26 protein-coding genes and 1 tRNA gene are annotated in these 26911 nt (G+C 61.7%); 13 read left to right on the top strand and 14 right to left on the bottom strand.

Annotation, left to right across the window (positions count from 1 at the left end; genetic code table 11):
• Positions 1 to 120 precede the first annotated feature (120 nt).
• From phoB to phoR, 7 genes are all read right to left on the bottom strand, one after another.
• The gene (gene phoB, locus N1937_RS00900; protein WP_003545181.1) at positions 121 to 804 is read right to left on the bottom strand and encodes a phosphate regulon transcriptional regulator PhoB; all 684 of its coding nucleotides are present in this window, start codon (positions 802 to 804) and stop codon (positions 121 to 123) included.
• A 147-nt stretch (positions 805 to 951) separates the two neighbouring features.
• On the bottom strand, positions 952 to 1665 hold the full coding sequence (phoU, locus tag N1937_RS00895; RefSeq protein WP_017966872.1) for a phosphate signaling complex protein PhoU: 714 nt from the start codon (positions 1663 to 1665) through the stop codon (positions 952 to 954).
• Positions 1666 to 1709: 44 nt separating this feature from the next.
• The gene (pstB, locus tag N1937_RS00890) at positions 1710 to 2525 is read right to left on the bottom strand and encodes a phosphate ABC transporter ATP-binding protein PstB (protein ID WP_017966871.1); all 816 of its coding nucleotides are present in this window, start codon (positions 2523 to 2525) and stop codon (positions 1710 to 1712) included.
• 15 nt (positions 2526 to 2540) lie between these two features.
• Positions 2541 to 3863 (bottom strand): phosphate ABC transporter permease PstA, encoded by a 1323-nt coding sequence (gene pstA / locus N1937_RS00885; RefSeq protein WP_170258932.1) that lies wholly within the window; start codon positions 3861 to 3863, stop codon positions 2541 to 2543.
• Positions 3860 to 5341: a phosphate ABC transporter permease subunit PstC gene (gene pstC / locus N1937_RS00880; protein ID WP_026154418.1), complete on the bottom strand. Its 1482-nt coding sequence runs from the start codon at positions 5339 to 5341 to the stop codon at positions 3860 to 3862. Before pstC ends, pstA begins: the two co-directional genes overlap by 4 nt.
• A gap of 168 nt (positions 5342 to 5509) precedes the next feature.
• On the bottom strand, positions 5510 to 6544 hold the full coding sequence (locus tag N1937_RS00875; RefSeq protein ID WP_017966868.1) for a substrate-binding domain-containing protein: 1035 nt from the start codon (positions 6542 to 6544) through the stop codon (positions 5510 to 5512).
• A 615-nt stretch (positions 6545 to 7159) separates the two neighbouring features.
• Positions 7160 to 8383 carry a phosphate regulon sensor histidine kinase PhoR gene (gene phoR, locus N1937_RS00870; RefSeq protein ID WP_260057222.1) on the bottom strand — a complete coding sequence of 408 codons (1224 nt, stop codon included), beginning with the start codon at positions 8381 to 8383 and terminating at the stop codon, positions 7160 to 7162.
• A gap of 242 nt (positions 8384 to 8625) precedes the next feature.
• Between phoR and ppk2 the strand changes: the two genes are divergently transcribed.
• Positions 8626 to 9507, top strand: a complete 882-nt coding sequence (gene ppk2 / locus N1937_RS00865; protein WP_260059034.1) for a polyphosphate kinase 2 — start codon at positions 8626 to 8628, stop codon at positions 9505 to 9507.
• A 36-nt stretch (positions 9508 to 9543) separates the two neighbouring features.
• Here the strand turns inward: ppk2 and N1937_RS00860 are convergent, their stop codons facing one another.
• On the bottom strand, positions 9544 to 10740 hold the full coding sequence (locus tag N1937_RS00860) for a regulator (protein ID WP_260057221.1): 1197 nt from the start codon (positions 10738 to 10740) through the stop codon (positions 9544 to 9546).
• Between the two features lie 288 nt (positions 10741 to 11028).
• Here N1937_RS00860 and N1937_RS00855 point away from each other — a divergent pair, with 288 nt between their 5' ends.
• From N1937_RS00855 to N1937_RS00825, 7 genes are all read left to right on the top strand, one after another.
• The gene (locus N1937_RS00855) at positions 11029 to 11988 is read left to right on the top strand and encodes an NAD(P)H-dependent flavin oxidoreductase (protein ID WP_260057220.1); all 960 of its coding nucleotides are present in this window, start codon (positions 11029 to 11031) and stop codon (positions 11986 to 11988) included.
• Positions 11989 to 12110: 122 nt separating this feature from the next.
• A tRNA-Thr gene (locus N1937_RS00850) sits at positions 12111 to 12186 on the top strand.
• A gap of 202 nt (positions 12187 to 12388) precedes the next feature.
• Positions 12389 to 12862 (top strand): hypothetical protein, encoded by a 474-nt coding sequence (locus tag N1937_RS00845; protein WP_222280887.1) that lies wholly within the window; start codon positions 12389 to 12391, stop codon positions 12860 to 12862.
• Positions 12863 to 13233: 371 nt separating this feature from the next.
• On the top strand, positions 13234 to 13638 hold the full coding sequence (locus tag N1937_RS00840; protein WP_222280888.1) for a hypothetical protein: 405 nt from the start codon (positions 13234 to 13236) through the stop codon (positions 13636 to 13638).
• A 270-nt stretch (positions 13639 to 13908) separates the two neighbouring features.
• Positions 13909 to 15399, top strand: coding sequence for an MDR family MFS transporter (locus N1937_RS00835; RefSeq protein WP_260057219.1), 1491 nt, complete (start codon positions 13909 to 13911; stop codon positions 15397 to 15399).
• A gap of 41 nt (positions 15400 to 15440) precedes the next feature.
• Positions 15441 to 15881, top strand: a complete 441-nt coding sequence (locus N1937_RS00830) for a hypothetical protein (protein WP_170279109.1) — start codon at positions 15441 to 15443, stop codon at positions 15879 to 15881.
• A 62-nt stretch (positions 15882 to 15943) separates the two neighbouring features.
• Complete coding sequence (locus N1937_RS00825; protein WP_260059032.1) at positions 15944 to 16504, top strand: AAA family ATPase; 561 nt, start codon at positions 15944 to 15946, stop codon at positions 16502 to 16504.
• A 169-nt stretch (positions 16505 to 16673) separates the two neighbouring features.
• Here N1937_RS00825 and N1937_RS00820 read toward each other — a convergent pair whose 3' ends face one another.
• Positions 16674 to 17519: a class I SAM-dependent methyltransferase gene (locus tag N1937_RS00820; protein ID WP_260057218.1), complete on the bottom strand. Its 846-nt coding sequence runs from the start codon at positions 17517 to 17519 to the stop codon at positions 16674 to 16676.
• Positions 17520 to 18189: 670 nt separating this feature from the next.
• Between N1937_RS00820 and N1937_RS00815 the strand changes: the two genes are divergently transcribed.
• Together N1937_RS00815 and N1937_RS00810 are read left to right on the top strand one after the other, a co-directional pair.
• Positions 18190 to 20154 carry an adenylate/guanylate cyclase domain-containing protein gene (locus tag N1937_RS00815; RefSeq protein WP_441005653.1) on the top strand — a complete coding sequence of 655 codons (1965 nt, stop codon included), beginning with the start codon at positions 18190 to 18192 and terminating at the stop codon, positions 20152 to 20154.
• A 116-nt stretch (positions 20155 to 20270) separates the two neighbouring features.
• A complete protein-coding gene (locus N1937_RS00810; RefSeq protein WP_170279111.1) occupies positions 20271 to 21005 on the top strand; it encodes a phosphotransferase enzyme family protein in 735 nt (244 codons plus the stop codon).
• A gap of 20 nt (positions 21006 to 21025) precedes the next feature.
• On the opposite strand, the gene N1937_RS00805 is transcribed toward N1937_RS00810, so the two are convergent.
• The 3 genes from N1937_RS00805 to N1937_RS00795 are packed head-to-tail and all read right to left on the bottom strand — an operon-like array spanning position 21026 to position 22570.
• Entirely contained in the window at positions 21026 to 21520 is a 495-nt protein-coding gene (locus N1937_RS00805; protein WP_260057216.1) for an SRPBCC family protein, read from the bottom strand.
• The gene (locus tag N1937_RS00800; protein WP_260057215.1) at positions 21501 to 21863 is read right to left on the bottom strand and encodes an ArsR/SmtB family transcription factor; all 363 of its coding nucleotides are present in this window, start codon (positions 21861 to 21863) and stop codon (positions 21501 to 21503) included. Before N1937_RS00800 ends, N1937_RS00805 begins: the two co-directional genes overlap by 20 nt.
• Positions 21864 to 21916: 53 nt before the next feature.
• Positions 21917 to 22570 (bottom strand): dihydrofolate reductase family protein, encoded by a 654-nt coding sequence (locus tag N1937_RS00795; RefSeq protein ID WP_260057214.1) that lies wholly within the window; start codon positions 22568 to 22570, stop codon positions 21917 to 21919.
• A gap of 148 nt (positions 22571 to 22718) precedes the next feature.
• On the opposite strand from N1937_RS00795, the gene N1937_RS00790 reads away from it, so the two are divergent.
• Both N1937_RS00790 and N1937_RS00785 read left to right on the top strand, forming a co-directional pair.
• A complete protein-coding gene (locus tag N1937_RS00790) occupies positions 22719 to 23075 on the top strand; it encodes an ArsR/SmtB family transcription factor (protein ID WP_064245196.1) in 357 nt (118 codons plus the stop codon).
• Positions 23059 to 23538, top strand: coding sequence for an SRPBCC family protein (locus tag N1937_RS00785; RefSeq protein WP_026154415.1), 480 nt, complete (start codon positions 23059 to 23061; stop codon positions 23536 to 23538). Before N1937_RS00790 ends, N1937_RS00785 begins: the two co-directional genes overlap by 17 nt.
• 322 nt (positions 23539 to 23860) lie before the next feature.
• Here the strand turns inward: N1937_RS00785 and N1937_RS00780 are convergent, their stop codons facing one another.
• Positions 23861 to 24253, bottom strand: a complete 393-nt coding sequence (locus N1937_RS00780) for a nuclear transport factor 2 family protein (protein ID WP_222296239.1) — start codon at positions 24251 to 24253, stop codon at positions 23861 to 23863.
• A gap of 126 nt (positions 24254 to 24379) precedes the next feature.
• Between N1937_RS00780 and N1937_RS00775 the strand changes: the two genes are divergently transcribed.
• A complete protein-coding gene (locus N1937_RS00775; RefSeq protein ID WP_260057213.1) occupies positions 24380 to 24838 on the top strand; it encodes a MarR family winged helix-turn-helix transcriptional regulator in 459 nt (152 codons plus the stop codon).
• A gap of 22 nt (positions 24839 to 24860) precedes the next feature.
• Here N1937_RS00775 and N1937_RS00770 read toward each other — a convergent pair whose 3' ends face one another.
• Positions 24861 to 26867, bottom strand: a complete 2007-nt coding sequence (locus N1937_RS00770) for an ABC transporter ATP-binding protein/permease (RefSeq protein WP_260057212.1) — start codon at positions 26865 to 26867, stop codon at positions 24861 to 24863.
• Positions 26868 to 26911: the final 44 nt, after the last annotated feature.

Here is a 26911-nt window from a genome sequence, read left to right as displayed (position 1 = left end):
GGCACGTCCCTTCGCCCCGTTTACGGGGTGGTCCGGAGGACAGGTCGAGACGAGTGGCTCGACCCCGGTAGGCTAGGACATTAGCACGAGCGACCTTGTCAGCAACCAGAACGAAAGCCCTCAGGCTTCCATCGAATAGCCGGCGCCGCGGACGGTGCGGATGACGTCTTGCATGTTGGAGAAATTCAGCGCCTTGCGCAGGCGGCCGACATGGACGTCGACGGTGCGCTCGTCGACATAGATATCGTGGCCCCAGACGCCATCCAACAGCTGCGAGCGGGAGAAGACCCGGCCCGGCGACGACATCAGGAATTCCAGCAGGCGGAATTCGGTGGGGCCGAGGCGGACTTCACGGGTCTTGCGATGGACGCGATGGGTCTCGCGGTCGAGCTCGATGTCACCGCATTTCAGCACTGTCGACAGCACCTCGGGACGGGCGCGGCGCAGCATCGCCTTGACGCGGGCAACGAGTTCGGGGGTCGAGAAGGGCTTGACGACATAGTCGTCGGCGCCCGTCGACAATCCGCGGACACGCTCGCTCTCTTCGCCGCGCGCCGTCAGCATGATAATCGGCAGGCGCTCGGTTTCCGGCCGCATGCGCAGCCGCCGGCAGAGCTCGATGCCGGAGACCCCGGGCAGCATCCAATCGAGGATAAGAAGATCTGGCGTGCGCTCCTGAAGCCGCATTTCGGCTTCGTCGCCACGAAGGATGGTATCGACCTCGAAGCCTTCCGCTTCGAGATTGTAGCGAAGGAGCACGCTGAGGGCTTCCTCGTCTTCAACAACTGCAACTCTCGGGATCATGCGTATCGGTCTCCTCGCGCACGATCCTTAAACCGGGGGTGATTTAAGCAATGCATCCTGCGCAAATTCAGAAATTGGCTGCGACCTCTTTGCGCGCCCGGACGGGCGCGCACGCAATTGACTGGTCCGGGCGACTGGCCCGGGCGGTTATTCCGTGACCGCGCCGACGGTGTTGGCGCTGTCGTCCTTCGGACGGTCGCCTTCCGGCTGCGCGCCTGTCGTCATGTAAAAGATCGTTTCGGCGATGTTGGTGGCGTGGTCGCCGATGCGCTCGATGTTCTTGGCGCAGAAGAGAAGATGCGTGCAGCTGGTGATGTTGCGCGGATCTTCCATCATGTAGGTCAGGAGCTCGCGGAACAGCGAGGTGTACATCGCGTCGATCTCGTTGTCGCGTTCGCGGATCGCATTCGCCTTGTCGGCGGAACGATTGGTGTAGACGTCGAGCACTTCCTTGAGCTGGACGAGCGCCAGCTCGGACAGATGCTCAAGGCCGCGGGCGAGCTTGCGGGGAACGCCGGTGCTTTGGACGGCGATGACGCGCTTGGCAGTGTTCTTGCCGAGGTCGCCGACGCGTTCGAGATCGGCGGCGATGCGGATCGAACCCATGATTTCGCGCAGGTCCGCAGCCATCGGCTGACGGCGGGCAATGGTGACGATCGCCTTGTCGCCGATTTCGCGTTCGGCGTGATCGAGGATCACGTCGTCGGAGATGACCTTCTGCGCCAGCGCGGTATCGCCATTGACGAGCGCCCGGACGGATTCGGCGACCATCTGCTCGGCCAGACCGCCCATTTCGGAAATCCGCCTGGACAGGAACTTCAGATCATCATCATAGGCAGAATAAATATGTGTCGATGCCATGGGGCTTTATCCTCGAATAACGGGAAGGCTTGGTGTCGCCAAAATCAGCCGAAACGACCCATGATGTAGTCCTGGGTGCGCGGGTCGTCGGGATTGGTGAACATCTTGTCGGTGTCGTTTTCCTCGACAAGATTGCCAAGGTGGAACATGGCGGTGCGCTGCGAGACACGCGCGGCCTGCTGCATGGAGTGGGTGACGATGACGATCGTGTAATTCTCGCGCAGCTCGTGGATCAGTTCCTCGACCTTGGCGGTGGCGATCGGGTCGAGCGCCGAGCAGGGCTCGTCCATGAGGATGACCTCAGGGCTGACGGCGACGGCACGGGCAATGCAGAGGCGCTGCTGCTGACCGCCGGACAGGCCGGTGCCGGATTCATGCACGCGGTCCTTGACTTCGTTCCAGAGACCGGCGCGCTGCAGGCTGGTCTCGACGATCTGGTCGAGGTCGGCCTTCGACTTGGCAAGGCCATGGATGCGCGGGCCGTAGGAGACGTTTTCGTAGATCGTCTTCGGGAACGGGTTCGGCTTCTGGAAGACCATGCCGACGCGGGCGCGAAGTTCGACGACGTCGATATCGGGATCATAGATATCGTCGGTATCAAGCGTGATCTTGCCGGTGACGCGGCAGCCGTCGATCGTGTCGTTCATGCGGTTGAGGCACCGCAGGAAGGTCGACTTGCCGCAGCCGGACGGGCCGATCAGGGCGGTTACGGTGTTTTCGCGGACGTTCAGGTTCACATCGAAAAGCGCGCGCTTCTCGCCATAGTAAACCGAGACTTCCTTTCCGATCATCTTATACGGGACGTTGCTCATCTTGCGATCCAGCGCCTTTTCAACTGCAGCTTCCGTCAACATGTTCATGATGTTTAACTCCGTTTACCAGCGGCGCTCGAAGCGACGACGCAAGAGGATGGCGCCCATGTTCATGACGATCAGGAACAGGAGCAGGACGATGATGGCACCCGAAGTACGCTCAACGAAGGCACGTTCGGCCTCGTTGGCCCACATATAGACCTGTACGGGCAGAGCCGTCGAGGGATCGAGCGGTGTCGTCGGTGCGTTGGCGACGAAGGCGACCATGCCGATCAGGAGCAGCGGCGCGGTTTCGCCGAGCGCATGCGCCAGGCCGATGATCGTGCCGGTGAGGATGCCGGGCATGGCGAGCGGCAGAACATGGTGGAACACCATCTGCATCTTCGACGCGCCGAGGCCGAGCGCTGCGGCGCGGATCGACGGCGGCACGGCGCGCAGAGCCGCACGCGTGGCGATGATGATCGTCGGCAGGGTCATCAGCGTCAGCACCAGGCCACCGACCAACGAAGCCGAGCGCGGCAGGCCGATGAAGTTGATGAAGACGGAAAGACCGAGCAGGCCGTAGACGATGGAAGGAACCGCGGCGAGGTTGTTGATGTTGACCTCGATCAGGTCCGTCAGCTTGTTCTTCGGCGCGAACTCCTCGAGATAGATCGAGGCGGCGACGCCGATCGGCAGTGCGAGCACGAGGACGATCAGCATCAGGTAGAGTGAGCCGATCAGGGCGACGCCCAGGCCTGCGGCCTCCGGACGGCTGGAATTGCCGTTGACGAAAAGGCCGGTGTTGAACTGCTTGTGGAGAGCGCCGCTCGCCTTCAGCTCGTTCATCCATGCAACCTGCTTGTCGTTGACCTTGCGGTTCTTCTCATCGACCGAGAGATCGATCTGGCCCTTGCTGGCGCTGTCGACATTGGCGTCGGCGAGCAGGGTGACGTCGACCGTCTTGCCGATGATCGACGGATCGGCGATCACCATATCGCGCAGTTGAATCGGAGCGCTCTTCGACAGCATGGCGGATGCATCGCGCACGTCGGGACGGCTCGAGGCATTGATGTTCAGCTGCTTGACGATCGCGTCACGCAGGAGAACCGGATAGTTGGCGGCGATCAGCACCGAAGGGTCGGTCGCACGCTTGTTGTTCGGGTCGATCGTCTTCTCGGAAAACTCGATCGGCAGGGTGATCGCCGTCTGCTGGAAGGCGGTATAGCCTTTGCCGATCACCGTCCACAGCAGGATGAAGAGGAAGACGAGACCGAAGGTGATGGCGGCGATGCCATAGGCCTGGAACCGGCGCTCGGCGGCATAGCGGCGCTTGATACCGATATCGCGGCGCGCGGGCGCCGTGGAAACGGTGACGCCTGATGTGGGAGAAACAATATCCGTCATTCGTACTGCTCCCGGTATTTGCGCACGATGTAGAGCGCATAGATATTGAGGCAAAGCGTGATGCAGAACAGCGTGATGCCAAGGGCAAAGGCAACCAGCGTCTGCGGCGAGGTGAACTCGAGGTCGCCGGTCAGCTGGTTGACGATCTTGACGGTCACCGTCGTCATCGGCTCGAAGGGATTGATCTGAATGCGGGCGGCGACACCGGCGGCCAGCACGACGATCATGGTTTCGCCGATGGCCCGCGAGGCTGTCATCAGCAGTGCGCCGACGATGCCGGGGAGGGCTGCGGGCAAGACCACTTTCTTGATGGTTTCGGAGCGTGTGGCACCAAGACCGAGCGAACCGTCACGCAGCGATCGGGGCACGGCGGTGATAATGTCGTCCGACAGCGAAGACACGTAGGGAATCAGCATGATGCCCATGACGATGCCGGCCGTCAGAACGCTCTGCGCCTGGATGAAATTGCTGTAATTGCCGGACAGAAGGCCGCTAATCTGGGCGGAGAAATCGCGCAGGAACGGACCGACGGTGACGAGCGCGAAGAAGCCATAGACGATCGTCGGAATGCCGGCGAGCACTTCAAGCAGCGGCTTGGCGACCCCGCGCAACTTCGGCGAGGCGTATTCGGCCATGTAGATGGCGGCGAAGAGGCCGACCGGCACGGCGACCAGCATGGCGACCAGGCCAATATAGATCGTTCCGAGCAGCAGCGGGATGAGGCCGAACTGACCGAAGGACGAGCTGCCGGCGCCGGCAAAGCGCGGATCCCAGACGGTGCCGAAGAAGAAATCCATGGCGGGGACGGCGGCAAAGAAGCGGGCGGCTTCCGACAGCATGGAGAACACGATGCCGATCGTCGTCAGAATGGCGATCGAGGAGGCGAGCAGCAGGCCCCAGAGCATGACGCGCTCGACCCGGTTGCGGGCGCGGAAGCGCGGAGCAATGGAGCGCAGCGCATAGAAGGCGCCAGCAATGGCGAGAGCGAAGACAACAGCCGTCATGGCGATGCGGCTCGTCATGCTCAGGGCATTGAGCTTTTTGGCGGCGTCGAGCATGTAAGGCAGCGGCTGGCTGGCAAGCGGCACACCCTTTTCGAGGAGCTTGGCCTGCAGGGCAGCCGGATCGTTGCCGACCGCAGCAGTTTCATCCGAGGTCAGCATCGTCAGGCCGCGGGCGACCGTCGCCACCGTCGAATAGCCAAGATCCTGCTCGACCGAGACTTGCGCCTTGATGTCGTCAGGGAAAGCACCGCGAACCGAGGACTGGATGATGCCGGGGCTGATGGAGAGCCAGAGGCAGAGGACGATGAGGGCGGGAAGAACCGCCCAGATCGCCGCATAGGCGCCGTAATAGGCTGGCCGTGAATGTAAAGCGGAGGATCGGCCTCCGGCAAGCGCCGTGGCCCGGCTGCGCGCGACCAGATAGGCGGCGGCGCCGATCACCCCAAGGCACAAAAGTATGATGGATGTGCTCATTCGATACGTCCCCAGGCCCATAGCCCCAAAAAGCCCGGCAGCTTCATCAGCCTGCCTTCGGCTTCAATCACGGAGAAGGAATTCCAACCCTGCAGCTCCAGAACCGCCGGCGCGCAGGGACATAGACAATGCCGGCGCGGGCTGAAAGGCGCCGCGCCGGCAAAGTGATTACATGGACTTGCCGGCTTCGACGTCCTTGCGGATGGCGTCGCGTTCAGCATCCGGAGCGGCAACGAGGCCGTATTCGGCGAGCGGACCGTCAGGGCCGATCATCTGGTCGGATACGAAGAAGTTGACGTATTCCTTCAGGCCAGGAACGGCGCCGAGATGTGCCTTCTTGACGTAGAAGAACAGCGGGCGGGAAACCGGGTAGGTGCCGTTCGCGATCGTTTCGGTGGACGGAACGATACCGCTCATGCTCGCAACCTTGAGCTTGTCGGCATTGTTTTCGTAGAAGGAAAGGCCGAATACGCCGACGCCGGTCTTGTTGGCGGCGATGCGTGCGAGGGTTTCCGGATAGTCGCCGTCGATGTCGACTGCAACGCCGTCCTTACGGACTGCGACGCAGGCCTTGCCCTGGGCAGCCTTGTCGGCGATTTCCTTGGCGATGACGTCGATTGCGCCAGAGGCCTTGCAGCCGGCGGCGAGCACGTTCTGTTCGAAGACTTCGCGGGTGCCGTGCTTTTCGCCCGGGATGTAGACGGCGATATCAACAGCCGGAAGCTTCGGGTTGACTTCCGACCACTTCTTGTACGGATTGGCGACAAGCTTGCCGTCAACGACGACCTGGGCTGCGAGGGCCTTGTAGATGTCGGCGGGAACATAAGCGACGTCAGGGTTGGAAGCGTCGGTTGCGAAGACGATGCCGTCGTAGCCGATCTTGACTTCCTGGATGTCGGTTACGCCGGCGGCCTTGCAGGCTTCGGCTTCGTTCTTGTTGATCGGACGCGAAGCGTTCGCAATGTCGATAGTGTCTTCACCAACACCCTTGCAGAATTCCTTCAGACCAGCGCCCGTGCCGCCGGATTCAACGACCGGCGTCTTGAAGTTGGTGAAGGTTTCGCCGAAGGACTCGGCAACGATCTTTGCGTAAGGCAGGACGGTGGACGAACCAGCGATCTGAATCTGGTCGCGGGCGACGGCAGCGCCAGCGAAAGCAGCAGTTGCAGCGAGCGCGGCAACGGTGAGCTTGAAGGTGTTCATGTAAATCTCCCGGTATTTGGGCTTGTGTGAGTGCGGCCTTAGAGAGGCCCTCGCATGCCTTTTTTCATCGGCGAGACTCTCTTAGCGCTTTATGCACCGTCCTTTTATGTCAAAGCCGTGAAACATTTGTGACAGGTTAAGCTGTTGATTTGTAATACAGTATTCTGAATTGACCGATCGATCATGTCGGGCGACCGGCAAAGTTCGGTGGTCAGTCCACCTCGCGTTGTAAAAACCAGCCGCACAGCAGAAACGGGCAGTGAGGCGGCGGCTTTCCGCTTCCGCCGTTTCATTAACGTTGTTCCGCGGTGATTTGGGGCCGGCGGAGGTACATGGCGGGGGCATCTCGATTCCCTCTTCTCCCCAGCGGGGAGAAGGTGCCCGTAGGGCGGATGAGGGGGCCGGCGAAGCCGGTCTTTCCAATAACCCGTGAACCGTGCAGGCGTCGCCTCGACCATCGTCAAGGCCCTTGGGCAGGCGTGGCGGGATAGGTGAATTGCGTGAGAGGTCTGCCGTGCGGCCCCCTCATCCGCCTGCCGGCACCTTCTCCCCGAGGGGAGAAGAGGACATGCCGCGACCTCTCCGTTCCCCGCCCAGTTCTCATAGAGCATTGCGTCAGAACCGCACCGTAAAATCGGTGCCCTTGCCGACTTCCGACTTGACGATCAGCCGTGCCCGGTGGCGGGTGAGGATGTGTTTGACGATGGCAAGGCCGAGGCCGGTGCCCTTTTTCGAGCGGCTGTCCTCGATGCTGACGCGATAGAAGCGCTCCGTCAGGCGCGGCACATGCTCGGCCGGAATGCCTGGGCCCTTGTCGACGATGCTGACCTCGACCGGCTGGCCGGTGCCGTTCTTCAGCCAGACATCGACGACCTCGCCCTCCTGGCCGTATTTGCAGGCGTTTTCCATCAGGTTCTCGAAGACTTGGACAAGCTCGTCGCGGTCTCCGAGCACCTCGACCTTGCCGTCGGGCAGATGCAGGTTGATGACGACGCCGACATCCTTTGCCAGCGGCACCAGCGCATCTCTGACATGGCCGAGCAGCGGCACCAGATCGACCTTCTCATCCGGGGCGATGTGCGATTTCAGCTCCAGGCGGGAGAGCGACAGCAGGTCGTCGACCAACCGGCTCATGCGCGTCGTCTGGTCGAGCATGATGTTGAGAAAACGCGCCTGCGCCTTCAGATCGTTTCTTCGCGGCCCCTGGATGGTTTCGATGAAGCCGCGCAGCGAGGCAAGCGGCGTGCGCAGCTCGTGGCTGGCATTGGCGACGAAATCCGACCGCATGCGATCGATGCGGCGGACCTCCGATATATCGCGGAAGGAGAGGATGAAATAGCGCTCACGCGGGCCGTCATCGGCCGCGAATTCTATGGGCGCGCTGCGGACGATATAGACGCGCTCGGAGGGCAGCCGCTCGGCATGCTCTATCTGGTTCGGCGCGTTGGTGGCGATGGTTTCGCGCACCATGTCGAGAACGCCGGGCGAGCGCATACGGGCCGATATATGGGCGCCGAGCGCCACTTCGCCAAAAGCTTTCTCGGCAGCGCGGTTCTGGAAGAGCACCGAGGCGTCGTCCGACAACACCATGACCGGGATATCGAGGCCGGAGAGCGTGGCGGAAACCTCCGGCAAGCGGCTTGGCGGCGCCTCGGGCTCGATCTCCATCGGCAGGGCCGGTTCGGCCTCGATGACCGGCGCCTCATTGAAAAGCGCGGTGAGGATCATCACAAGCAGCAGGACAAGCACAACCCACTTGTTCATGCCGGCGGCAAGCGCGGCGAGAGCGCTGAGGATCGCCGCAAGCAGCACCGGCCGTTCGCGCCTTATGCGCGCCAACAGGCTTTTTCTCCACGGAGTTTCGTCTGGCAAGTGCCCTCGCGGCGTCGATTCGTTTTTCTCTATAATGAACTCTGCCTGATAGCGGCAATTCATGACAGAAGTTTTCGGGTGGCCGCACCTCAAGCGAAAGGCCGCAGCCGAAACCCACGAAAAATGATCGGCCGCCCGTGAAAGATTTGATTTTCAACGGTAACTATGTTCGCCTGCAGAAAGAGAACAACCAGGCTGAGGAGGACCATATGGACGAGAAGGTCGAAAACAGGGCCGTGGAGCTGGAGATCCGCGGAAAGAAGCGCATCTTCGATGTCGACGATCCCACCCTGCCGGCCTGGGTGGACGAACGCGCGCTGGAATCCGGCGACTTTCCCCACAAGAAGAAGCTCAAGGAAGAGGACTATCTGGAGCAGCTGCAAAAGCTGCAGATCGAACTGGTCAAGGTGCAGTTCTGGCTGCAGGCAACCGGCAAGCGGGTGATGGCGCTGTTCGAAGGGCGGGATGCTGCCGGCAAGGGCGGCGCGATTTCGGCCTCCTCGGCGAATATGAACCCACGCCTGGCGCGGGTCGTGGCGCTGACCAAGCCGACCGACCGCGAGCAAGGGCAATGGTATTTCCAGCGCTATGTCGCGCAGTTTCCGACATCAGGCGAATTCGTGCTGTTCGACCGCTCCTGGTATAACCGCGCCGGCGTCGAGCCGGTCATGGGCTTCTGCACGCCGCAGCAATATGAGGATTTCCTCAAACAGGCGCCGCAGCTCGAAAAGATCATCGCCCACGAGGGCATCTTCTTCTTCAAATTCTATCTCGATATCGGCCGCGAGATGCAGTTGAAGCGTTTCCACGATCGCCGGCATGATCCGCTGAAGGTCTGGAAACTGTCGTCGATGGACATCGCGGCGCTGACGAAATGGGACGATTACAGCGACAAGCGCAACCGGATGCTCAAAGAAACCCATACGGATTTCGCGCCCTGGACGGTAATCCACGGCAATGACAAGCGGCGGGCGCGCCTCGAACTCATCCGCCACATGCTGAACAGGATGGATTATAAGGGCAAGGACAAACAGGCGCTCGGCACGGTCGACGAGGAGATCATCGGCTCAGGGGCTGGCTTCCTGAAATAGCCTTCTAAAATAGCGGCGGCTGAACGGCAGGCCGCCTTACTGCCCCGGCAGGATGCGGATGGCGAAGAGGTTGATGCCGCGCGCCTTGCCGTCGAGATCGCTGTTGATCGTCAGCGTGCCCGGCGAATTCGGCGCCAGCGAGCGGTCGAACTTCACCTGCAGCAGCGCATCCGACTTTTCCCGGGTGACGTTGAAGCGATGGCGGGCGCAATTGCCGAGTGTCTGGAAATTGCACTCGACGGTGACCTGGGTCGGCTCGTCGCTGGTCGACTGCAGCGTCAGCGCGATCGTCGAGGATTTGCCGGCCAACTGCTGCAGCACCGAAGGGGGAACGCTGATCGAGACATTGCCATCGGCTGCACCGCTTTCGGAAATCAGCCGGACGGCGGGGCCATCATTCTCGTCGATTTTTTCGATGCGGGCCCGCGGGCCGCTTTGAATCTTGTCGGCGTCCTCAGGCTTGAACAGCGGGATCCAATCGGCCGAGAAACTGTTCTGCGGATCGATGGTCACCGGCTCATCGGTGTGAGAGCCCGCATTCCCGCTGTTGTCATTGCCGGTGAAATCCTCGGGCTGGGTGCTTGCCGGCGGATTGGCAACGCTGGTGTCGCGCTCGGCCGCCGTCATCAGCAGGCCCGATGTATGTGCCCACCAGGCGCCGATGCCGATGAAGGCGAGCAGGACGCACCAGACGAGCAGCCTCGAAAAAAACTTGCGCGGCTTGCGGCGGCCTGCCGCCCGCTCCGGGCGGAAATCCATATTGGTGGCGCGCTGACCCCGGGCAAGCCGCTCCTCGCCGACGGGGGCGGCAGCCAGGTGATCGGCATTGCCGGCATGCACGTCATGGAGGCTGGACTCGTCGCCGCGGCTGAAGGCCACCTCGGGAGTGCGGGTTTCGCCTGCGGGCACGGGACTATCGATAAGGCTGTCGATATCGGCCACTTCACCGCGCGGAACCGGCGGCGCCGGCATTTCCACGACCGGCGGCACGGGCACTTCAGGCGGCCTCTGGCGGGGGTGAAGGCGCTCGCGCTCCTCGCCTTCGATGGCGTGGATGGTGCTTTCCAGGCGATGGCGGTGATGGGCGACGACCTCGGTGTCGGTGATATCCTGCTTGCGCAGGCCGGCTTCCAGCGCCTGGCGGGCCGACTGATAGATCCTCGCTCGAACCTCCGGATTATCGCGATCGGAATTTTCGAGCGCAGTTCTGATGGCCGTTTCTAATCCGCTCACGTCAAGTCCTTCACCTTGAATTCGGCATCGGACTGCAATCCCCGCCGTTCTCCATCAAAATTCGGTAGCGGCAAGTGCGGCAAACCGCAAGCCTTGCGAGGGCGGGCCGCAGTTGATCGGCGGGGATAGTTGGCAGGTTTCACTGCTTGCGGGCCTTATTATATGAGCTTTCTCGGACGTATATATTCCGGCTGAAATCGACGAAGGCATGGCAGCCGCTCTTTTACAGCCTTTTCAACTCTGTTATGAGATTGACGTTTTCGTAAGCGTCAATGGAAGCGATGAACCATGACCCTGCCCCCGATCCTGAAGGACAGATTGAGACTGCCGGTCATCGGCTCGCCGCTGTTCATCATCTCGCATCCGGCGCTGACGCTGGCGCAATGCAAGGCAGGCATCGTCGGGGCGTTTCCGGCACTGAACGCCCGGCCGGAAAGCCAGCTCGACGAATGGCTGGCCGAGATTACCGAGGAGCTTGCCCGCCACGACGCCGCCCATCCGGAGCGGCCGGCCGCCCCCTTTGCCGTCAACCAGATCGTCCATATGTCGAACAAGCGGCTGGAGCATGACCTTACGCTCTGCGTCAAATACAAGGTGCCGATCGTCATCTCCTCGCTCGGCGCCGTGCCCGAGGTCAATGCCGCCGTGCACTCCTATGGCGGCATTGTGCTGCATGACATCATCAACAACCGCCACGCCCATTCGGCGATCCGCAAGGGAGCCGACGGGTTGATCGCAGTTGCCGCCGGCGCCGGCGGCCATGCCGGCACGCTTTCTCCTTTTGCCCTTGTCCAGGAAATCCGCGAATGGTTCGACGGGCCGCTGCTGCTGGCCGGCGCCATCGCCACCGGCGGCGCCATCCTCGCCGCAGAAGCGATGGGCGCCGACATGGCCTATATCGGCTCGCCCTTCATCGCCACGCAAGAGGCGCGCGCCGCGGACGCCTACAAGCAGGCGATCGTCGAAGGCGCCGCTGGCGATATCGTCTATTCCAACTATTTCACCGGCATACACGGCAACTATTTGAAGCCCTCGATCCTCGCCGCCGGCATGGACCCCGACAATCTCCCCTTAGCCGATCCGTCGAAGATGGATTTCGAGCAGGCTGTCGGCGGCGCCAAGGCCTGGAAGGACATCTGGGGCAGCGGCCAGGGCATCAGCGCCATCAAGGCGGTCGAGCCGGTGGCCAAACTCGTCGACCGGCTGGAGGCCGAATACAGGGCGGCGCGCGCCCGGCTGTCGCTCTGAGGCGCGCCTTCTTGGCCCCTCCCCTCTTTTTTGCCAAAGCCATGACAGGGTGCTTGAATTCTTCGATCAATGCCTGTATCAGCGCCATGCAAATCGCAGGCCGCATGCTTCGGCCGCGAGGGGCCGCTTTAGCTCAGGTGGTAGAGCACATCATTCGTAATGATGGGGTCGCAGGTTCGAGTCCTGCAAGCGGCACCATTTCTTTAATCGCGTGCTGAAAATCTATATTTTAAGCCTCTCTTAAAAGTCTGAATCCATCCTATAGACTGCTTTTGGCCACTCGGCCGGCAAAGCTTCAACAGTTTGAGAGCTGCTTCACTCAAGGGGCTGGCTGCCCTTCATCTACATATGCGCGACCAATGCCGATCGAACGAGAACAGGTTAGCGATTAGGAGGATCCATGAAGACATCGCTTTTAAGCATCGCGCTTTTCACATTTACCCTATCCGCTGCGCAGGCAGCAGACTTCCCTCTCGCCTCGTGTGCTGGATGGAACGGAACGCTCGTCAGCAGGACCGGCACCGATTCAAGCACTGCCGTTATCACAGGCAAGCTCACTCGCGCCGACTTCCAGGAATATTGCAAGCGAGACCCGGGATGGGAGACAACAGCCCATGGCGGCAAACTTACCGTCAAGCAGTGCGTGGCGATGTACACAAAAGAGAATGGGAAAGACACTTTCCGTTCCACCGCCAATTGCAGCGAAGGCACCCTCTCCTTCGAACCCTCTGCCGGAAAACCGGTGAGCGTCACTTTCCCATTACCAGAGAATTCAGACGTTTCGTGCGCTTCGGGGATGCCGCCGCTGATCGAGCAATTCAGGCTTCTCTGCCCTCAGGCGGCACGGGAGTTTCATTTGATGGATGACGAATAACAGTGGGTGGATTCGGCATGCTCTCACTACTGCTTCTCCATGAAGCTTTGAGGCGATATGTCAAGTCAGCTCTCAAATGATGGCGGGGTTGCGCCCTGCGCCGCTGACCGGTCCACATAAGCGCGAGGACGAGCGCCGATCTGCATAGCCAGCACGGTCCGAACAATTCTCACGCTGCGGCCGATCTGGCTTCAAACAAAATTTCGAGCCTCGACAGCCGGCTTTTCTGCCCATCATGGAGATACAGGTCCAGTAGTCGCCCAGGCCGTTATCTGTCCCAATCAAACGACCGTGAAAACCGCAACTACGACAGGAACAATGCCACCCCCGTACCGGTTTCCTCCCCTGAGACAACAAGCATGGAGGAAATCATGTCCTGCAAGTTCATCGCGATATCATTGCTTTCGATCGGCCTGGCCGGTTCGGCCATGGCGCAGACGGCCGGAGGTGCGGATGCCAATGGGCGGCTTTCGGTGGCGCCGATTATCGGCGGATCGGGGAGTTCGGGCGCCGGTTCCGCCGGCGCCGGATCGGCGGGCACTGGTTCTGTCGGCGGCGGTGCAACGGGTACCGGGTCTGTTGGCACCGGTTCTGTCGGCACCGATCCCGGCACCACCGGCAGCACGACCGGCAATGGCGGCGTCAATCTCAATAGCGGCCGCAGCACGATCAATCCCGGCGGGGTCAATCCCAACCTGCAGCAGACGCCGGGTTGCGCGGGAGCGGCCGGCACGGGCACGGATAACAGCTCGGTCGGCGATGCGTGCCCGCGATGAGGCCCGCGATGAGGATAGAGCGATTGTTCGCCTACCCTCCGACAGAATGAAGGCCCGGCGTCGCTCAGCCCGGGCCTTCGCTTTCGACCGAAACGTCCCTGACATCGCGCGAAAAGGATCGCTGCCGTCAGAAACCGGTTGCGGCCTGCTTTACCGTTCGTCCCTGAAGACGTAAAAGAGCCACATCACTCCGCAAGCGGCGCATCGCCCCACACCAAAGCCAGCCTGCCGATATTTCCGGCATCTGCGGAGCACCCGAAGAGGATCGTCATGTCGAATGCAGCGCAACGCTCGAACCGCGTGCTTATCGTCGCCACCATCATGCTCGCGACCTTCATGGTGGCGATCGAGGCGACGATCGTGGCGACCGCGATGCCGCGCATCGTCGGGCAGCTTGGCGGCTTTTCCTATTACAGCTGGGTGTTTTCGGCCTTCCTGCTGGCGCAGTCGACCACCACGGTCATCTACGGCAAGCTTTCCGATATTTTCGGGCGCAAGCCGGTGCTGATCGGCGGCATCCTGATCTTCCTCGTCGGCTCTTTGCTCTGCGGGCTTGCCTGGTCGATGATGTCGCTGGTGCTGTTCCGGCTGCTGCAGGGGCTCGGCGCCGGCGCCATCCAGCCGGTGACGACGACGATCATCGGCGATCTCTTCAAGCTCGAGGAGCGCGGCCGCGTTCAGGGCTTCATGGCGACCGTCTGGGCGACATCGGCGGTCGTCGGGCCGCTGGCCGGCGGCATCATCGTCGACAACATCTCCTGGGCCTGGATCTTCTGGATCAACCTGCCGATCGGCATCATCTCGATCATCGCCTTCATGATCTTCCTGAAGGAGGACGTGGCCCACAAGCAGGCCAAGATCGATTACCTCGGAGCGACGCTGTTTTCGATCTCGATCGTCGCGCTTCTCATCATGCTGACGGAAACCGATGCCAGCGCCTGGATCTTGATTCCGCTCTTCGCCGTCTTCGTGGTCGCCGGCCTTTTCTTTCTCGCCCAGGAGAAGCGGGCGCCGGAACCGATCATTTCGATCCCGCTCTGGAGCCGAAGGCTGATTGCGACCAGCAATGCGGCAACGCTGCTGGCCGGCATGGCGCTGATCGGGCTTTCGACAATCCTGCCGATCTATGTGCAGGGCGTGCTCGGCCGTTCGCCTGTTGTCGCAGGCTTCACGCTCACCATGCTCGTCGTCGGCTGGCCCCTGGCGGTGATCCTCTCCGGCCGCTTCTACAAGGCCTTCGGCATCCGCCGCACCTTGCGCGTCGGCAGCCTGATGTTTCCCTTCGGCGCCTGTTTCCTGTTGTTCCTGACCCCTGACAGTTCGCCGGTCGTTGCCGGCGCCGGCTCGTTTTTCATGGGCTTCGGCATGGGTCTCATCAGCCTCACCAGCATCGTCTTGGTGCAGGAGAGCGTCGAATGGTCGATGCGCGGCAGCGCCACGGCGTCGATCATCTTTTCCCGCAGCCTCGGCAATACGCTCGGCGCCACCGTGCTCGGCGCCATCCTCAATGCCGGCATCAACCATTATGCAAGCGGCGAGGCGGCGGCGGGCCTGCATGAGGCGCTGAACCAGCCGACCGGGCTTTCGGCGCTCGCCGCCGACCCGGCGATCCGCGCCATCTTCAATGCGGCCCTGCATTGGAGCTTCTGGGGCGTCGTCGTCGTCGCGGTGCTGACCTTCTTCACCACCTGGCTGATCCCGGTCGGTCATGGCCAGAAGCGTGAGGGGGCGGCTGTCGCAAGCGAGGCGGCTTCGCATTAACGCGGTTCAACCGTTCGGCGCGACTTAGGTAATAGGCTCTGATGGGTTACGATCTTCACATTACTCGCAAGGCAAATTGGTTCGATGCGTCTCCATCGATCGCTCTCGACGAATGGCTCGAGTACGTTGCCAATGATCCCGAAATTCAGCATGACGGTTTTGCCGAAACTCCCGCCGCCGACGGGGGTGTTTTACGGGTGGAACAGGCGGGCATATGCGTGTGGAAAGGATACTCCCGCGGCGAAAATCGGGAAAACGCCGCATGGCTTTGGTGGAGCGAAGACAACATCGTTGTCAAAAATCCTGATCAAGAAATCCGTCGGAAAATGTGGCTTATCGCCCAATCTCTCGAAGCCAAAGTCCAGGGAGAAGAGGGAGAATATTATGACCATGATGGCGAGATGATCGTGATGAAAGCCATACTCGCGCCCGAGCCTTCGATGCCTCCCGATCCAAAGCGTCCATGGTGGAAATTCTGGTAGATTCCAGACAATGTTCTGCGCTGCGTTGTTACCAGTGGATTGTGTGGGAGAGTTGCCGGACGATGTGTGTTTTCGTTTTGCTCTTGGGGTTTCCGGGCGTCGGGAAACTGACGATCGCTCGAGAACTCGGGTCGCTTATATCAGCAAAGATCGTTGATAATCACTGGTTCAACAATCCGATCTTGCGCCTTCTCGACGAGGACGCTCCGCTGCCGAAGGGCATCTGGGAGTATACTGCAAGGGTCCGGCAGGCCGTGCTGGATGCGATCACCGCCTATAGCGGCCCGTCGGCGAATTTCATCTTCACCCATGCCGGTGTCGAAGGCGATGAGCGGAGCGCGCGGACGTACCAACAGTTCGTTGACGCCGCCACACAGCGCGCCGCGGTCTTCGTCCCGGTGAGATTGCTTTGTGCCGAAGAAGAATTGGCGCGTCGCATTTCGTCCCCCGCACGGCGCGACCATTCGAAAACCACCGACGTCGAGACGTCGAGGAGCCGAAGCCAACAGGCCGTGGTTCTTGATATCCCGCACCCACACGCGCTGACGTTGGATGTGACGTTCAGGTCGCCTTTGGAAAGTGCTGCGGCAATACGGGATCACGTTGTGGCTTGCCGCGCCTGAGGGGTGCAGCCCTTCGCGCAATCTTTCAGATTCGCTCCTTGCTCTTTAGGTCTTTGTTTTTATGGATGTCGTTTTTTGCAAAACCGCTCACAGTTTTGCGCGACAGGCGTTAGGCTCGGCGGCGCGCGACAAGGCGCAGCGATTCCGATTCAAGGAAATCTGCAGCAACCTATCGCGTGCCTGTGATCACAGTTGCCGTTGAGCGAAGGTGAACCTTTCCATCGCTGACGGATTGTAGCGCCAGCTCCAGGACCTCGCGGCGGATTTTCTCCCGTGTTGCCGCATCGGCCCTGGATAGTCCGGCGACCACAGGCGCGGCGATCTCGGTCATGAAGTCCCAGTAGCGCTCCGGGGCATCGTGCACCATCATCGCCGACATCTCTTCCTCGGCGACATCGACAAGGCCCGCCTCTTTGAAGGTCTCGGCCATCATGCCTTCCGCCGCGCAGCGGAACAGGCCCGGAGAACCGGGCGGCGGCGGGGGCATTTCCACGTGGCGGGCGATCGTGCCCATGACCGTGGTCGCCCATGGATTTTTGGCAGGCGCGCTCCAGACTGCGGCGCAGACGCGCGCACCGGGCTTTGCCACGCGCGCCATCTCCCTGGCGGCGGCAGCGATATCCGGGAAGAACATGAACCGGAACCGGCAGAGGACGGCGTCGAAACTGGCATCGGCAAAAGGCAACGCGCCCGCATCGCATAATTGAGTTTTGAAGTTTTTGAGGCCACGCCTGGCCGCATTTTCGGCGGCGGCAGTCAGCATATTTTCCGAGAGATCGGTGACGACAACCTGACCGTCGGGGATTGCGGCGGCCGCCGTCAGCCCGGGTTCGCCAGTGCCGGCGGCTATGTCGAGCACGCTGAAGCCGCTGGAGAGATTGGCGGACCGAAGCATGGCGTCGCCAAACGGCGCGAGCCAACCGAGAACCAGACTGTCCCATTTCTTCCAGCCGGCCGAAAACTTGTCCCAGGTCTCTCGCTGCTGGTTACGGATATCGTCGAGATTTGCTGACATGCCCCGCCTCCCCCATGCGCCAACCGGCAGAGCCGGGAATGCCGACACTATGGGCCACTGATGGCGGGATTCAATGGAAATAAGCGCCATTGCGCGGCAAATGCCACGATTGCTGCAATCCGGCGGCAGCTTTGGGCCGAGAAGATATGAACGCCGCTGCTGCCGGTGAGATCAGCACGCCCATCATCCGCCTGACCGCAGGTCTCGCCTACCCCTGCCCGGCAGAAAGTATGGCGAAAGCGCTACCACTGTCCTCTTCTCCCCAACGGGGAGAAGTGCCGGAGCGATAGCGAGGCGATAAAGGGGTGAGCGGCAGAGCCGCGAATGCCCGGAGCGTAAGCGAAGGGCAATCAACGGCGTGCCGTGCCGCCCCCTTCATCCGACCCTGCGGGCCACCGACCGGGTCGAGCCACGTGTCTCGACCCGTCCTCCGGACCCCCGAGGGGAGAAGAGGGAGCCAAGCCGCCTCGCCAGTCATCAACCGGATAGCATCTCCGCGCCGTGCGCAAGCGGCGCGGGGAATCCGATATCCGCCACAAACAAACATCCGCAGCAGCCATAGCCAGCGAACTCAGCAGCGCCGAGGCACTCCCATGACTGCCTTGTGCAAATTCCCAAAAAGCAGTTAGCTGCCATCGTTGGGGACGCTCATTCCTGCACGGCTGCTGAAATGTGTCCGCATTTCGAGGGATATCTCGTGCTCTGGTCCAAACCCCTGAGACTGCACCTCGGCGTCCTCGTCGTCGCATCGCTGCTTTGCACGTCGACGCCGATCATCTGGTTGGCGTTCAGGCAGGGAAGCAATGCTGCAGTCAGCGCCGGCGTGCAGCAGATGCGCGAGATGAGCCTGCGGCTGATCGAGGGATACCGCAATACGCTGCAGGGCGGCACCGAGGCGGTCGCACTGGCATCGACCCTGCCGCTGCTCGCCTCCCCGCCGCCGCAGGATATCGCGGCAAAACAGCAATTCTTCCTGGAGATCCTGCGCAACGTCCCCAACGCGACGAGCATCTACACCGGCTACCCCGACGGTTCGTACCTGCAGGTCATCAACACCGAAAGGCGGGATGTTCGCCAGACGCTGGCGGCGCCCGACGGTACGGCTTTCGCGATCAGGACGATCGCCGGCAGACAAGGTGCTGATGTCACCTCGACGCTGCGGTTTCTCGACAGGGATGCAAAGCCGATCGGCGAGCGGGAAATCGACTATGCATTCTTCGACCCCAGGCAACGGCCGTGGTATCAATCCGCCGTTCAGCACGGCGTGCCGGTGTCTGTTGGGCCCTATGTCACCGGAACGCTCAAGGTTCCGACGCTGACGATCGCAGCCCCGATGCGGGACAATGGTCAGGTGGTCGTCGGCATCAACATTCACCTGCAGACCATCAGTCGCCTGCTGGACACGCAGGAGATTTCGCCGCGGGCGCGCGCCTACATCATCGACGATGCCGATGATCTGATCGCCCATTCCGACCCGGCGACCATGGAAAGGCTTCTCGGCATATGGTCGAAAAATGCCGATGGCGCCGTTGCCGTCGATACGACGACAGACTGTTACGACACGAGCCTGGAAACGGTGGCGAGGCTCAGGCGCGATCCCGCCTTTGCCAATGGCGGCGTGGCGCGGATCGATCTCGATGGCGAACGCCAGATCCTGCAGATCGCCCCCGTCGGCGTGTCCGGTCTGTTCAAGGGAAGCGTCGCCGCAATCGTCGTGCCTCTGGAAGATCTGGTGGCTGAGGCCAATCGGCTGCTCCTGCACAATCTCCTGATTGCCAGCGCCTTCGTGTTCGCGGGTGTCGCTGCCTCGGTGCTGCTGTCGCGCATGGTCAGCCGCTCCCTCTATCGGCTGGCCGACGAGGCGCGCAGGATCGGCGACCTCGACGTCGGCGAGAAAGGTGTCTCCCACTCCTGGATATCGGAGATCAACACGCTGGCAAGCGCGCTGGCGGCAAGCCGCCATGCCATCAGCCAGTTTGCCCTCTATGTTCCGCGTGAAGTCGTGAGAAGGATCGTCAATCCCGAAGGGCGAGCGGTCGCCAAGGCGCAGCGGCAGGATGTGACCGTGCTCTTCACCGACATCAGGGACTTCACCACCATCTCCGAGCAGCATTCGCCCGAGGAGGTTGTGGACACGCTGTCGGCCTATTTCGAACTCTTGAACACCATCGCCGAGCGCCATGGCGGCACTGTCGTGCAATATCTCGGCGATTCCATTTTCGTCATGTGGAACGCCCCAGTTCCAGATGCCAGCCATGCCGAAAACGGCTGCCGCTGTGCGCTTGCCATGAAAGCGGCGGTCGAAGAGTTGAATGAAGCCAACCGCCGGAATGGCCGTCCCGCGCTCGTCACCCGATTTGGATTGCACACCGGCCCGGCGGTCGTCGGCAGTTTCGGAGCGATTTCGCGCCAGCAGTACACGGCCATGGGAGATACGATCAATGTTGCCTCACGGCTCGAAGGATTGAACAAGGAATTCAACACCTCGATCCTGGTGAGCGCCGCCATCCACGATGCTGTCGGCACCCGCTTCGAACTTCGCTCGCTGGGCCTGGCGCAGGTCAAGGGGCGCGCTGAGAAGGTCGATCTATGGGAGTTGGTTGGGGAAAGCCGGAGGACGCAGGAGAGAGGTTGAGGCGTTCGGGTTGCTACCAACGGCAGCTTCGCGCCAGCCGCCAACGGCCTTTGTGGCGTCGTAAACTTTTTCTATTTCTTCCGTCAATTTAATCATGGCCGTCAAAGGTATCGCCAATGGGATGGGAAGCACTCGGGCAATGGGGTGAAGACGCGGTTCGCATCGAACCGCTCACGGGTGGAGTTGCCAACGACGTGTGGAGCGTTCGCGTCCACGGGCAGATCGCGGTCGCTCGTCTCGGCTCCAGGAGCGACGCTGACCTCGCATGGGAAGCCGAGCTGCTCCAATACCTCGGCCGTGAAGGCATGACGGTTCCGGTACCGATCCCGACGACTGACGGCCGGCTGTTCGTGGACGGGCTGGTGGTGATGAAATACATGGAGGGCGGACCACCCGAGACCGGCTCCGACTGGCGTCGCGTCGCCGACACACTGCGCGAGCTGCATCGGCTGACGCAGGGTTGGCCGCAGCGCCCGGGCTGGCGATCGTCGACCGACCTCCTGCATACTGAGACCGGAACGAGGATCAACCTTGCCGCGATGCCGCTTGAGGCCGTTATTCGATGTCGAGCAGCGTGGGCGCGGCTCATCGGCCGTCCGACGTGCGTTGTCCACGGCAATCCCAACAGCCCTGCCAACGTCCGCATGACTGCAGATCGGGTCGCGTTGATCGACTGGGATGAGTCCCATGTCGACGTCCCCGACCTTGACCTGGTGCTGCCCGGCAACGCTGCCGATCTCGACGACGGCGCACATGACATGGCCGCGCAAGCCTCAGCCGCATGGGAAGCAGCCGTCTGCTGGCCAGACGATTACGCAGTCAAGCGGCTTGCCGAAGTTCGAGCGGTCTAAGCCGTTTCGAAGGCGGACTGTCACACGCTCGCACTGAGCGTGACGAGAAGTTCATCCAACTGCTCGAACTGCTCGGGCAGCGCGTCCTCCATGCCGACGAAAGCCTGGTCGAGCGCTTCCTTCGAGGGATAGAGTTCCTGCAGGACCAGCAGCGTCCTGCCGTCCTCTTCCTCGAAGGTCACCGTGGTGACGGCGCCCTCCTCCCCGCCTTCGTCATTGGTCCAGACGAGGCGCGATGGCGGCGACACGTCGAGATACTTGCCGAAGAAGGCCATGGCGTCCGAGGCGTCGCGTCCGAACGCGATGCGATAGCTGCCCCCGGTGCGAACATCCATCTCGCAGGAAAGGATCGGCACGCCCATCGACTTCGGCGCCCACCACAGCTTGAACAATTCGGGCTTGGTCCACGCGTCGAATACGAGGCGAACCGGGGCGTCGAAGGTGCGCGTCACCACGAGTTCAAGCTCGGATCTCCGTTCGACCGCCGTGCGGCCGTTACTCACTCTGTCTCCCATCGATTTTCTCCCTCCGTTTCAGCGCCTCGACCACTTCATCCAGCGCATCGAAGCGTGCGTTCCAGATCTGGCGGCGCGCCTCGATCCAGGCCGCCTCCTCCTCGAGCCCGCGTGAGCCCAGCCTGCAGGTCCGCACTCGCCCGACCTTCTCCGTCGTCACCAGTCCCGCCTGCTCCAGGAGACTGACGTGCTTCTTCATGCCCGTGAGGCTCATGTGGAACGTCTCTGCAAGCTCCGTGATCGAAGCATCCGCACTGCCGAGCTGCTCCAGAACGCCGCGTCGCGTGGCGTCCGAGAGCGCGGCAAAGGAAGCATCAAGGCGAGCTGTCGAAAACTGAACCATCTGGTTCAGTATCTAGCACGCGGATCGGCGTCATGCAAGGGCGGAAATCGGCCTCAGCTTGGTGGCTGGCGTTGGAAAGTGAGGTGGATGGTGCCGCTCGGTGACGTTTCGGTCTTGACGGTGCAGCCGGCTTCCAGGCCGCGCAGGTCGTCCCACAGGCGGATGCCGCGCCCGAGCAAAATCGGCGTGATGGCAACATGAAGGCGGTCGACAAGGCCGGCTTTGAGATAGCCGCGAACGACCGAGGGGCCACCGCCTATCCTCACATCCTTGCCGTTTGCGACCCTCACGGCCTGCTGGAGCGCATCATCAGAGGTGGTATTGAGGAAGTGGAACGTCGTCCCGCCGGCCATCTCGATGGAGGGCCGCGGCTTGTGGGTGAGAACGAAGACCGGACACCCGAACGGTGGCTCGTCGCCCCACCAGCCGCGCCAGTTCGGATCGTCGGGAAAGTTGTGCAGTCCGAACATGCCGGCACCCATGATCTCGGCGCCCACATTCTCGAAATATTCCTTCGCATATTCGTCGTCGACACCTGTGATCCCTGCTCCCGTCGTATCCTTGAGCACGCGCTCGCGGAAGGTTCGCGTTGCCGCATAGGCGCCGGCGAGACGCGGCCAGTCCTCGCCGAACGGGCTTTCGGGCGTCTGGTCCGTTGTTGTCGCGAAACCATCGAGCGAGATCATGAGATCGACACGAACTGCCATTGGAGTCCTCCTTGAAAGGTGTTGCGCCACAGCGGCTCCTGCATTCGGGGCTGAACACTAAGGCAACTACCTTCATATTTCGAGCCGAATACTAAGGCAAGTACCTTTTTATCCTTGACCGCCGCCCCCGACCAATTTACGGATTGATATGCCTTACCATTCGACCCCCCTCGATCTCGCCTTTCACGCTCTCAGCGACCCGACCCGCCGCGCCGTGGTGTCGCGGCTGGTCGAAGGCGAGTTGCCGGTCAGCGCGCTCGCCGAGCCTTTCGACATGGCGCTGCCCTCCTTCGCCCAGCATCTCAGGGTGCTGGAAGATTGCGGGCTGATCGCCAGCGAGAAGCGCGGGCGCAGCCGCTGGTGCCGGCTGGTGCAGGCGCGTTTCGACGAGGCGGCGGACTGGATGATATCGGAGCGCCGGCGCTGGACCGAGCGGCTGGATCGGCTCGAAGTCTACCTGGACAAAACCGAAGAGGATGACGAAGGACATGGCAAACCTGTTTGAGACATGGTCGCTCGACCGCGAAATCGTGCTGGTGAAGCTGCTCAACCACCCACGCGACAAGGTCTTTGCCGCCTGGATGGACCCCAAGGCGCTTGGCGAATGGTACGGCCCGGCCGGCCTCAGCATCGAGACCCACGAAGCCGATATCCGCGAGGGCGGGGTCTGGCGGTTCGACATGGTGGGTGTGTTCGAGGGAAAGCAGCAACGCTTCCCGAACCTCATGCGCTTTCTGGAGATCGTGCCGAACGAGCGGATCGTGATGGACTATGGCACGCCCGACCCCGACGACCCCGACCGTTTCCGCGCCACGGTGACCTTCGACGAGCAGGCCGACGGCAAGACGGTGCTGACCATGCGCCAGCTCCACCCCAGCGCCAAGCGGCGTCAGGTGGTCATCGGCTTCGGCGCGGTGGAGTACGGGCTGCAGACGCTTGATGGACTCGCCGCCTGGCTGGACCGCTGAGCCCTTGGTGGCTCGGTCCTGGCCGCACGGTGCCCGCAGGAAGGGGACGAAGGTGCGGCCACTGTCCTCTTCTCCCCAGCGGGGGTCCGAAGGACGGGTCGAGACCTGTGGCTCGACCCCGGTCGGTGCCGGAGCGATAGCGAGGCGATGAGGGGGTAAGCGGCAAGGCCGCGAATGCGCTGAGCGCGAGCGAAGGGCAATGAATAGTGTGCCGTGTGTCGCTCATCCGACCCTGCGGGCCACCCCACCTGGGTCGAGCCACGTGTCTCGACCCGTCCTTCGGACCCCCGCTGGGGAGAAGAGGGAGCCTCCTCGATCAGGATCAGACCGCTCCGCTGCCGAAGGCATCCCGGATATCGAAGCGGACGATCTTGTCGCCTTGCATGCGAAAGACATGCGTCACGGTCTTGTCCTTCAGGCCATGACTTTGATTTTCCAGTGGCCGGCCATCGAGGTCAAAGACCGACTGGATTACCTCGACAGCGACGGCGCCATCTGGCGTTTCTTCAAATGCGACCGGCTCGACGTGGGGACTAATGACAGCCCACTGGCGTGTCCAATAGTCGCGCACGGCCTCACGGCCATTGATATGGCCGCCCTCCATGCCGTTGGCCCAGGCGACATCATCGGAAAGAACGGCCAGGACAGCGTCAATGTCTCTGGCATTGAAGCTGGCATAGATGCGCTTGATCATTTCGACGTCATTTTTAGACATGTCGTTTCCTCAATGGAGATTGAACTATTTGCTGGGCGGCATCGAAATGACATTGTCTCACGCCGCACATCAAGATACATATGTACATATATATCTCGCGGTCAAGCGCAGGCAAGGGGGACGGAAATGAATGAAGACGCGCTTTCAACGCCGGGGCATCTCATCAGTCTTGCGGCGCGGGGGTTTATCCGCCTCAGCGAGTCACGCCTTAAACCGCTCGGCTTCGGTGTCGGCCAGTTGCCCGTCCTGGTAGCGCTGCAAGATGGCAAGGCCAGCACGCAGCGCGACCTCGCCCGCTTTGCCAGGGTCGAGCAACCGCCGATGGCGCAGATGCTCGCACGCATGGAGAGGGATGGCCTGATCGAGCGCACGCCCGACCCGGCTGACGGTCGCAGCAGCCGCATCGTGCTGACGAAAACCGCGCAGGAACGCATGCCTGAGGCAATCATAGCCTTGTTCCGGGGCAATCGTGAGGCATTGACCGGCTTCACAGATGCGGAAGCGGGACAACTTGTCGATCTGCTCAAGCGGCTGATCGAAAATCTGGATCAGATTGCAAGCGCGGAGTCTCCGCTGCGCGATTGATGATTTTGTGACCAAGCCGACTTCATTTTCCGTTCTGAGGCTGCGGCGCATTGCTCGCGGTCGTGCTGCCTTTCGGTGGGGAGCGGCGGTTCTCCAGAACGCGTGACAGCAGGTTCGGTTTTCTCGTGCGCTTGATAAGATCGATATCGCTGACCAGCTTTGCGCCGCCCTCGCGCCGCTCGAGCGTGATCTTGCGGCTATGAAAGGCTTCCAGCTCGGCGCGATGCGCGACGCTGATGATGGTGACCTCAGGCAATTCATCGATCACCATCTGCATCATCTTGTCCTGGCTCTTCTCATCGAGTGCCGAGGTTGCTTCATCCAGCACGATGATATCGGGTTGGTGCAGCAGGAGACGCGCAAAGGCGAGCCGCTGCTTTTCGCCGCCCGACAAGGTCTGGTCCCACGGCGCCTCTTCCTCGATCCTGTCCTTCAGATAATCCAGTCCCACCTTGTCGAGGGCCGACTTGATCTCATCCAGCGGCCAGCTATCGGCGGCGCCTGGATAGGCGACGGCACGGCCAAGCGTCCCGGAAGGGATATAGGGCCGTTGCGGCAACATGAACAATCGCCTGTCGGCGCGGAAATCGACGCTGCCGCCGCCCCACGGCCAGAGACCTGAGATGGCCCGCACCAGCGTGCTCTTGCCCGACCCGGATTCACCGGCGACGAGCACCCGCTCGCCGGGCTCGATCTCGACCCGGGTTTCCGTGACCACGGCGGTGCCGTCGTCTAGCGACACGGAGAGATCGTTGAGGCTGAGCATCGCCTCGCCTTCGGTTTCACCATGCTTGATGCGCCCGAGCGAATCGCTCTGTTCGGCACGCTCCAGCCCGTCGAGCGACATCATCAGCGAAGCGACGCGCCGCGCGCAGGCATTCCAATCGGCAAGACGCGGGTAATTATCAACAAGCCATCCGAAGGCGTTCTGGACGATGGCGAAGGCTGAGGCCGCCTGCATGACCTCTCCCAGCGTCATGCTGCCTTCGAGAAATTTCGGCGCGCAAAGCAGGACCGGCACGACGGGCGCAATCAGCATCGACCCGTGCGAGACAAATGTCGTGCGCATGTGCTGGCGGGCCAGCAGCGCCCATTGCTTCAGCACATTGCGAAAGGTCTTGTCGAGGTCGTTGCGTTCCTCCTCCTCGCCGCCGAGAAGCGCGATGCTCTCGCCGTTTTCCCGCACATGCGTCAGCGTGTAGCGAAATTCGGCCTCTACCTGGTTCTTGACCTCGGAGACCTGCACGAAATGACGGCCGATCACCGCGATCACGCTTGAGGTGATCACCGCGTACAGGACCGCGGTCACGACGAGAAAGCCAGGGATGGTGATGGTTGCCGCCCCGATCGGCAGCGTCAAAGCACCGCCAATCGTCCACAGCACCACGATGAAGGTCGAGGCCGAGAGAAATGCAGCGATGACACCGGCGATGAAATCGACGGGGGATTCGGTAGCAATCCTCAGATCCTCCGAGATGCGCGCCTCGGGGTTCTTGTGATCGCCGCCGATGAGGTTCAGCTGATAATATCGGCCGTTTGCAAGCCAGCGCGCGATGACTGCGGTCGCGAGCCAGGAACGCCAGCGGCGCTGGATCATCATGCGGACATAGACTTGTGCGGTGACCAGGATGACGCTTCCGAGCACGAGCGGCACGAAGACGCCGCTGAGGTAATAGACAGTGCCGGCATCATGTCGCTCTATGGCGTCGAATATCCCGCGGTTCCAGCGATTGATCCCATACTGGAAGCCGACATTCATGCAGATCATCGCCAGCAGCCCGATCGAGCACGGCCAGGCAAACCTGTCACCGCGACGACCCCAGTAACGGCGCGCGCTAATCCAGAAGCGCTTGAGCAAATACCGCTTGCGCGCCTGCTCAGCCTCCTCAGGCGTCAACTCCGGATCGGGTTCAGTGACATTGGGCGGCGGCCCGACCTCGACAGCCGATGCCGTCTCCTGGCGTGTCTTATCGGCACCGTGCGGTTCGGTACCGTCGACCGATGTCGGATTGAGTTTAGCGTCGGCCATGCCAGCGATAACGGCTTACATACCGAAATGTTTCATGGTGGGCT

The sequence above is a fragment of the Rhizobium sp. WSM4643 genome, from assembly GCF_025152745.1.
Classification (GTDB): Bacteria; Pseudomonadota; Alphaproteobacteria; order Rhizobiales; family Rhizobiaceae; genus Rhizobium; species Rhizobium leguminosarum_I.
This window is presented reverse-complemented; position numbering and strand designations above follow the sequence as displayed.

What these genes read in the sequence shown, in the direction of transcription:
- phoB (WP_003545181.1), bottom strand. Translation starts at nt 804, where the DNA reads ATGATCCCGAGAGTTGCAGTTGTTGAAGACGAGGAAGCCCTCAGCGTG.
- phoU (WP_017966872.1), bottom strand. Translation starts at nt 1,665, where the DNA reads ATGGCATCGACACATATTTATTCTGCCTATGATGATGATCTGAAGTTC.
- pstB (WP_017966871.1), bottom strand. Translation starts at nt 2,525, where the DNA reads ATGAACATGTTGACGGAAGCTGCAGTTGAAAAGGCGCTGGATCGCAAG.
- pstA (WP_170258932.1), bottom strand. Translation starts at nt 3,863, where the DNA reads ATGACGGATATTGTTTCTCCCACATCAGGCGTCACCGTTTCCACGGCG.
- pstC (WP_026154418.1), bottom strand. Translation starts at nt 5,341, where the DNA reads ATGAGCACATCCATCATACTTTTGTGCCTTGGGGTGATCGGCGCCGCC.
- N1937_RS00875 (WP_017966868.1), bottom strand. Translation starts at nt 6,544, where the DNA reads ATGAACACCTTCAAGCTCACCGTTGCCGCGCTCGCTGCAACTGCTGCT.
- ppk2 (WP_260059034.1), top strand. Translation starts at nt 8,626, where the DNA reads ATGGACGAGAAGGTCGAAAACAGGGCCGTGGAGCTGGAGATCCGCGGA.
- N1937_RS00855 (WP_260057220.1), top strand. Translation starts at nt 11,029, where the DNA reads ATGACCCTGCCCCCGATCCTGAAGGACAGATTGAGACTGCCGGTCATC.
- N1937_RS00845 (WP_222280887.1), top strand. Translation starts at nt 12,389, where the DNA reads ATGAAGACATCGCTTTTAAGCATCGCGCTTTTCACATTTACCCTATCC.
- N1937_RS00840 (WP_222280888.1), top strand. Translation starts at nt 13,234, where the DNA reads ATGTCCTGCAAGTTCATCGCGATATCATTGCTTTCGATCGGCCTGGCC.
- N1937_RS00835 (WP_260057219.1), top strand. Translation starts at nt 13,909, where the DNA reads ATGTCGAATGCAGCGCAACGCTCGAACCGCGTGCTTATCGTCGCCACC.
- N1937_RS00830 (WP_170279109.1), top strand. Translation starts at nt 15,441, where the DNA reads ATGGGTTACGATCTTCACATTACTCGCAAGGCAAATTGGTTCGATGCG.
- N1937_RS00825 (WP_260059032.1), top strand. Translation starts at nt 15,944, where the DNA reads ATGTGTGTTTTCGTTTTGCTCTTGGGGTTTCCGGGCGTCGGGAAACTG.
- N1937_RS00820 (WP_260057218.1), bottom strand. Translation starts at nt 17,519, where the DNA reads ATGTCAGCAAATCTCGACGATATCCGTAACCAGCAGCGAGAGACCTGG.
- N1937_RS00815 (WP_441005653.1), top strand. Translation starts at nt 18,190, where the DNA reads ATGTGTCCGCATTTCGAGGGATATCTCGTGCTCTGGTCCAAACCCCTG.
- N1937_RS00810 (WP_170279111.1), top strand. Translation starts at nt 20,271, where the DNA reads ATGGGATGGGAAGCACTCGGGCAATGGGGTGAAGACGCGGTTCGCATC.
- N1937_RS00805 (WP_260057216.1), bottom strand. Translation starts at nt 21,520, where the DNA reads ATGGGAGACAGAGTGAGTAACGGCCGCACGGCGGTCGAACGGAGATCC.
- N1937_RS00800 (WP_260057215.1), bottom strand. Translation starts at nt 21,863, where the DNA reads ATGGTTCAGTTTTCGACAGCTCGCCTTGATGCTTCCTTTGCCGCGCTC.
- N1937_RS00795 (WP_260057214.1), bottom strand. Translation starts at nt 22,570, where the DNA reads ATGGCAGTTCGTGTCGATCTCATGATCTCGCTCGATGGTTTCGCGACA.
- N1937_RS00790 (WP_064245196.1), top strand. Translation starts at nt 22,719, where the DNA reads ATGCCTTACCATTCGACCCCCCTCGATCTCGCCTTTCACGCTCTCAGC.
- N1937_RS00785 (WP_026154415.1), top strand. Translation starts at nt 23,059, where the DNA reads ATGGCAAACCTGTTTGAGACATGGTCGCTCGACCGCGAAATCGTGCTG.
- N1937_RS00780 (WP_222296239.1), bottom strand. Translation starts at nt 24,253, where the DNA reads ATGTCTAAAAATGACGTCGAAATGATCAAGCGCATCTATGCCAGCTTC.
- N1937_RS00775 (WP_260057213.1), top strand. Translation starts at nt 24,380, where the DNA reads ATGAATGAAGACGCGCTTTCAACGCCGGGGCATCTCATCAGTCTTGCG.
- N1937_RS00770 (WP_260057212.1), bottom strand. Translation starts at nt 26,867, where the DNA reads ATGGCCGACGCTAAACTCAATCCGACATCGGTCGACGGTACCGAACCG.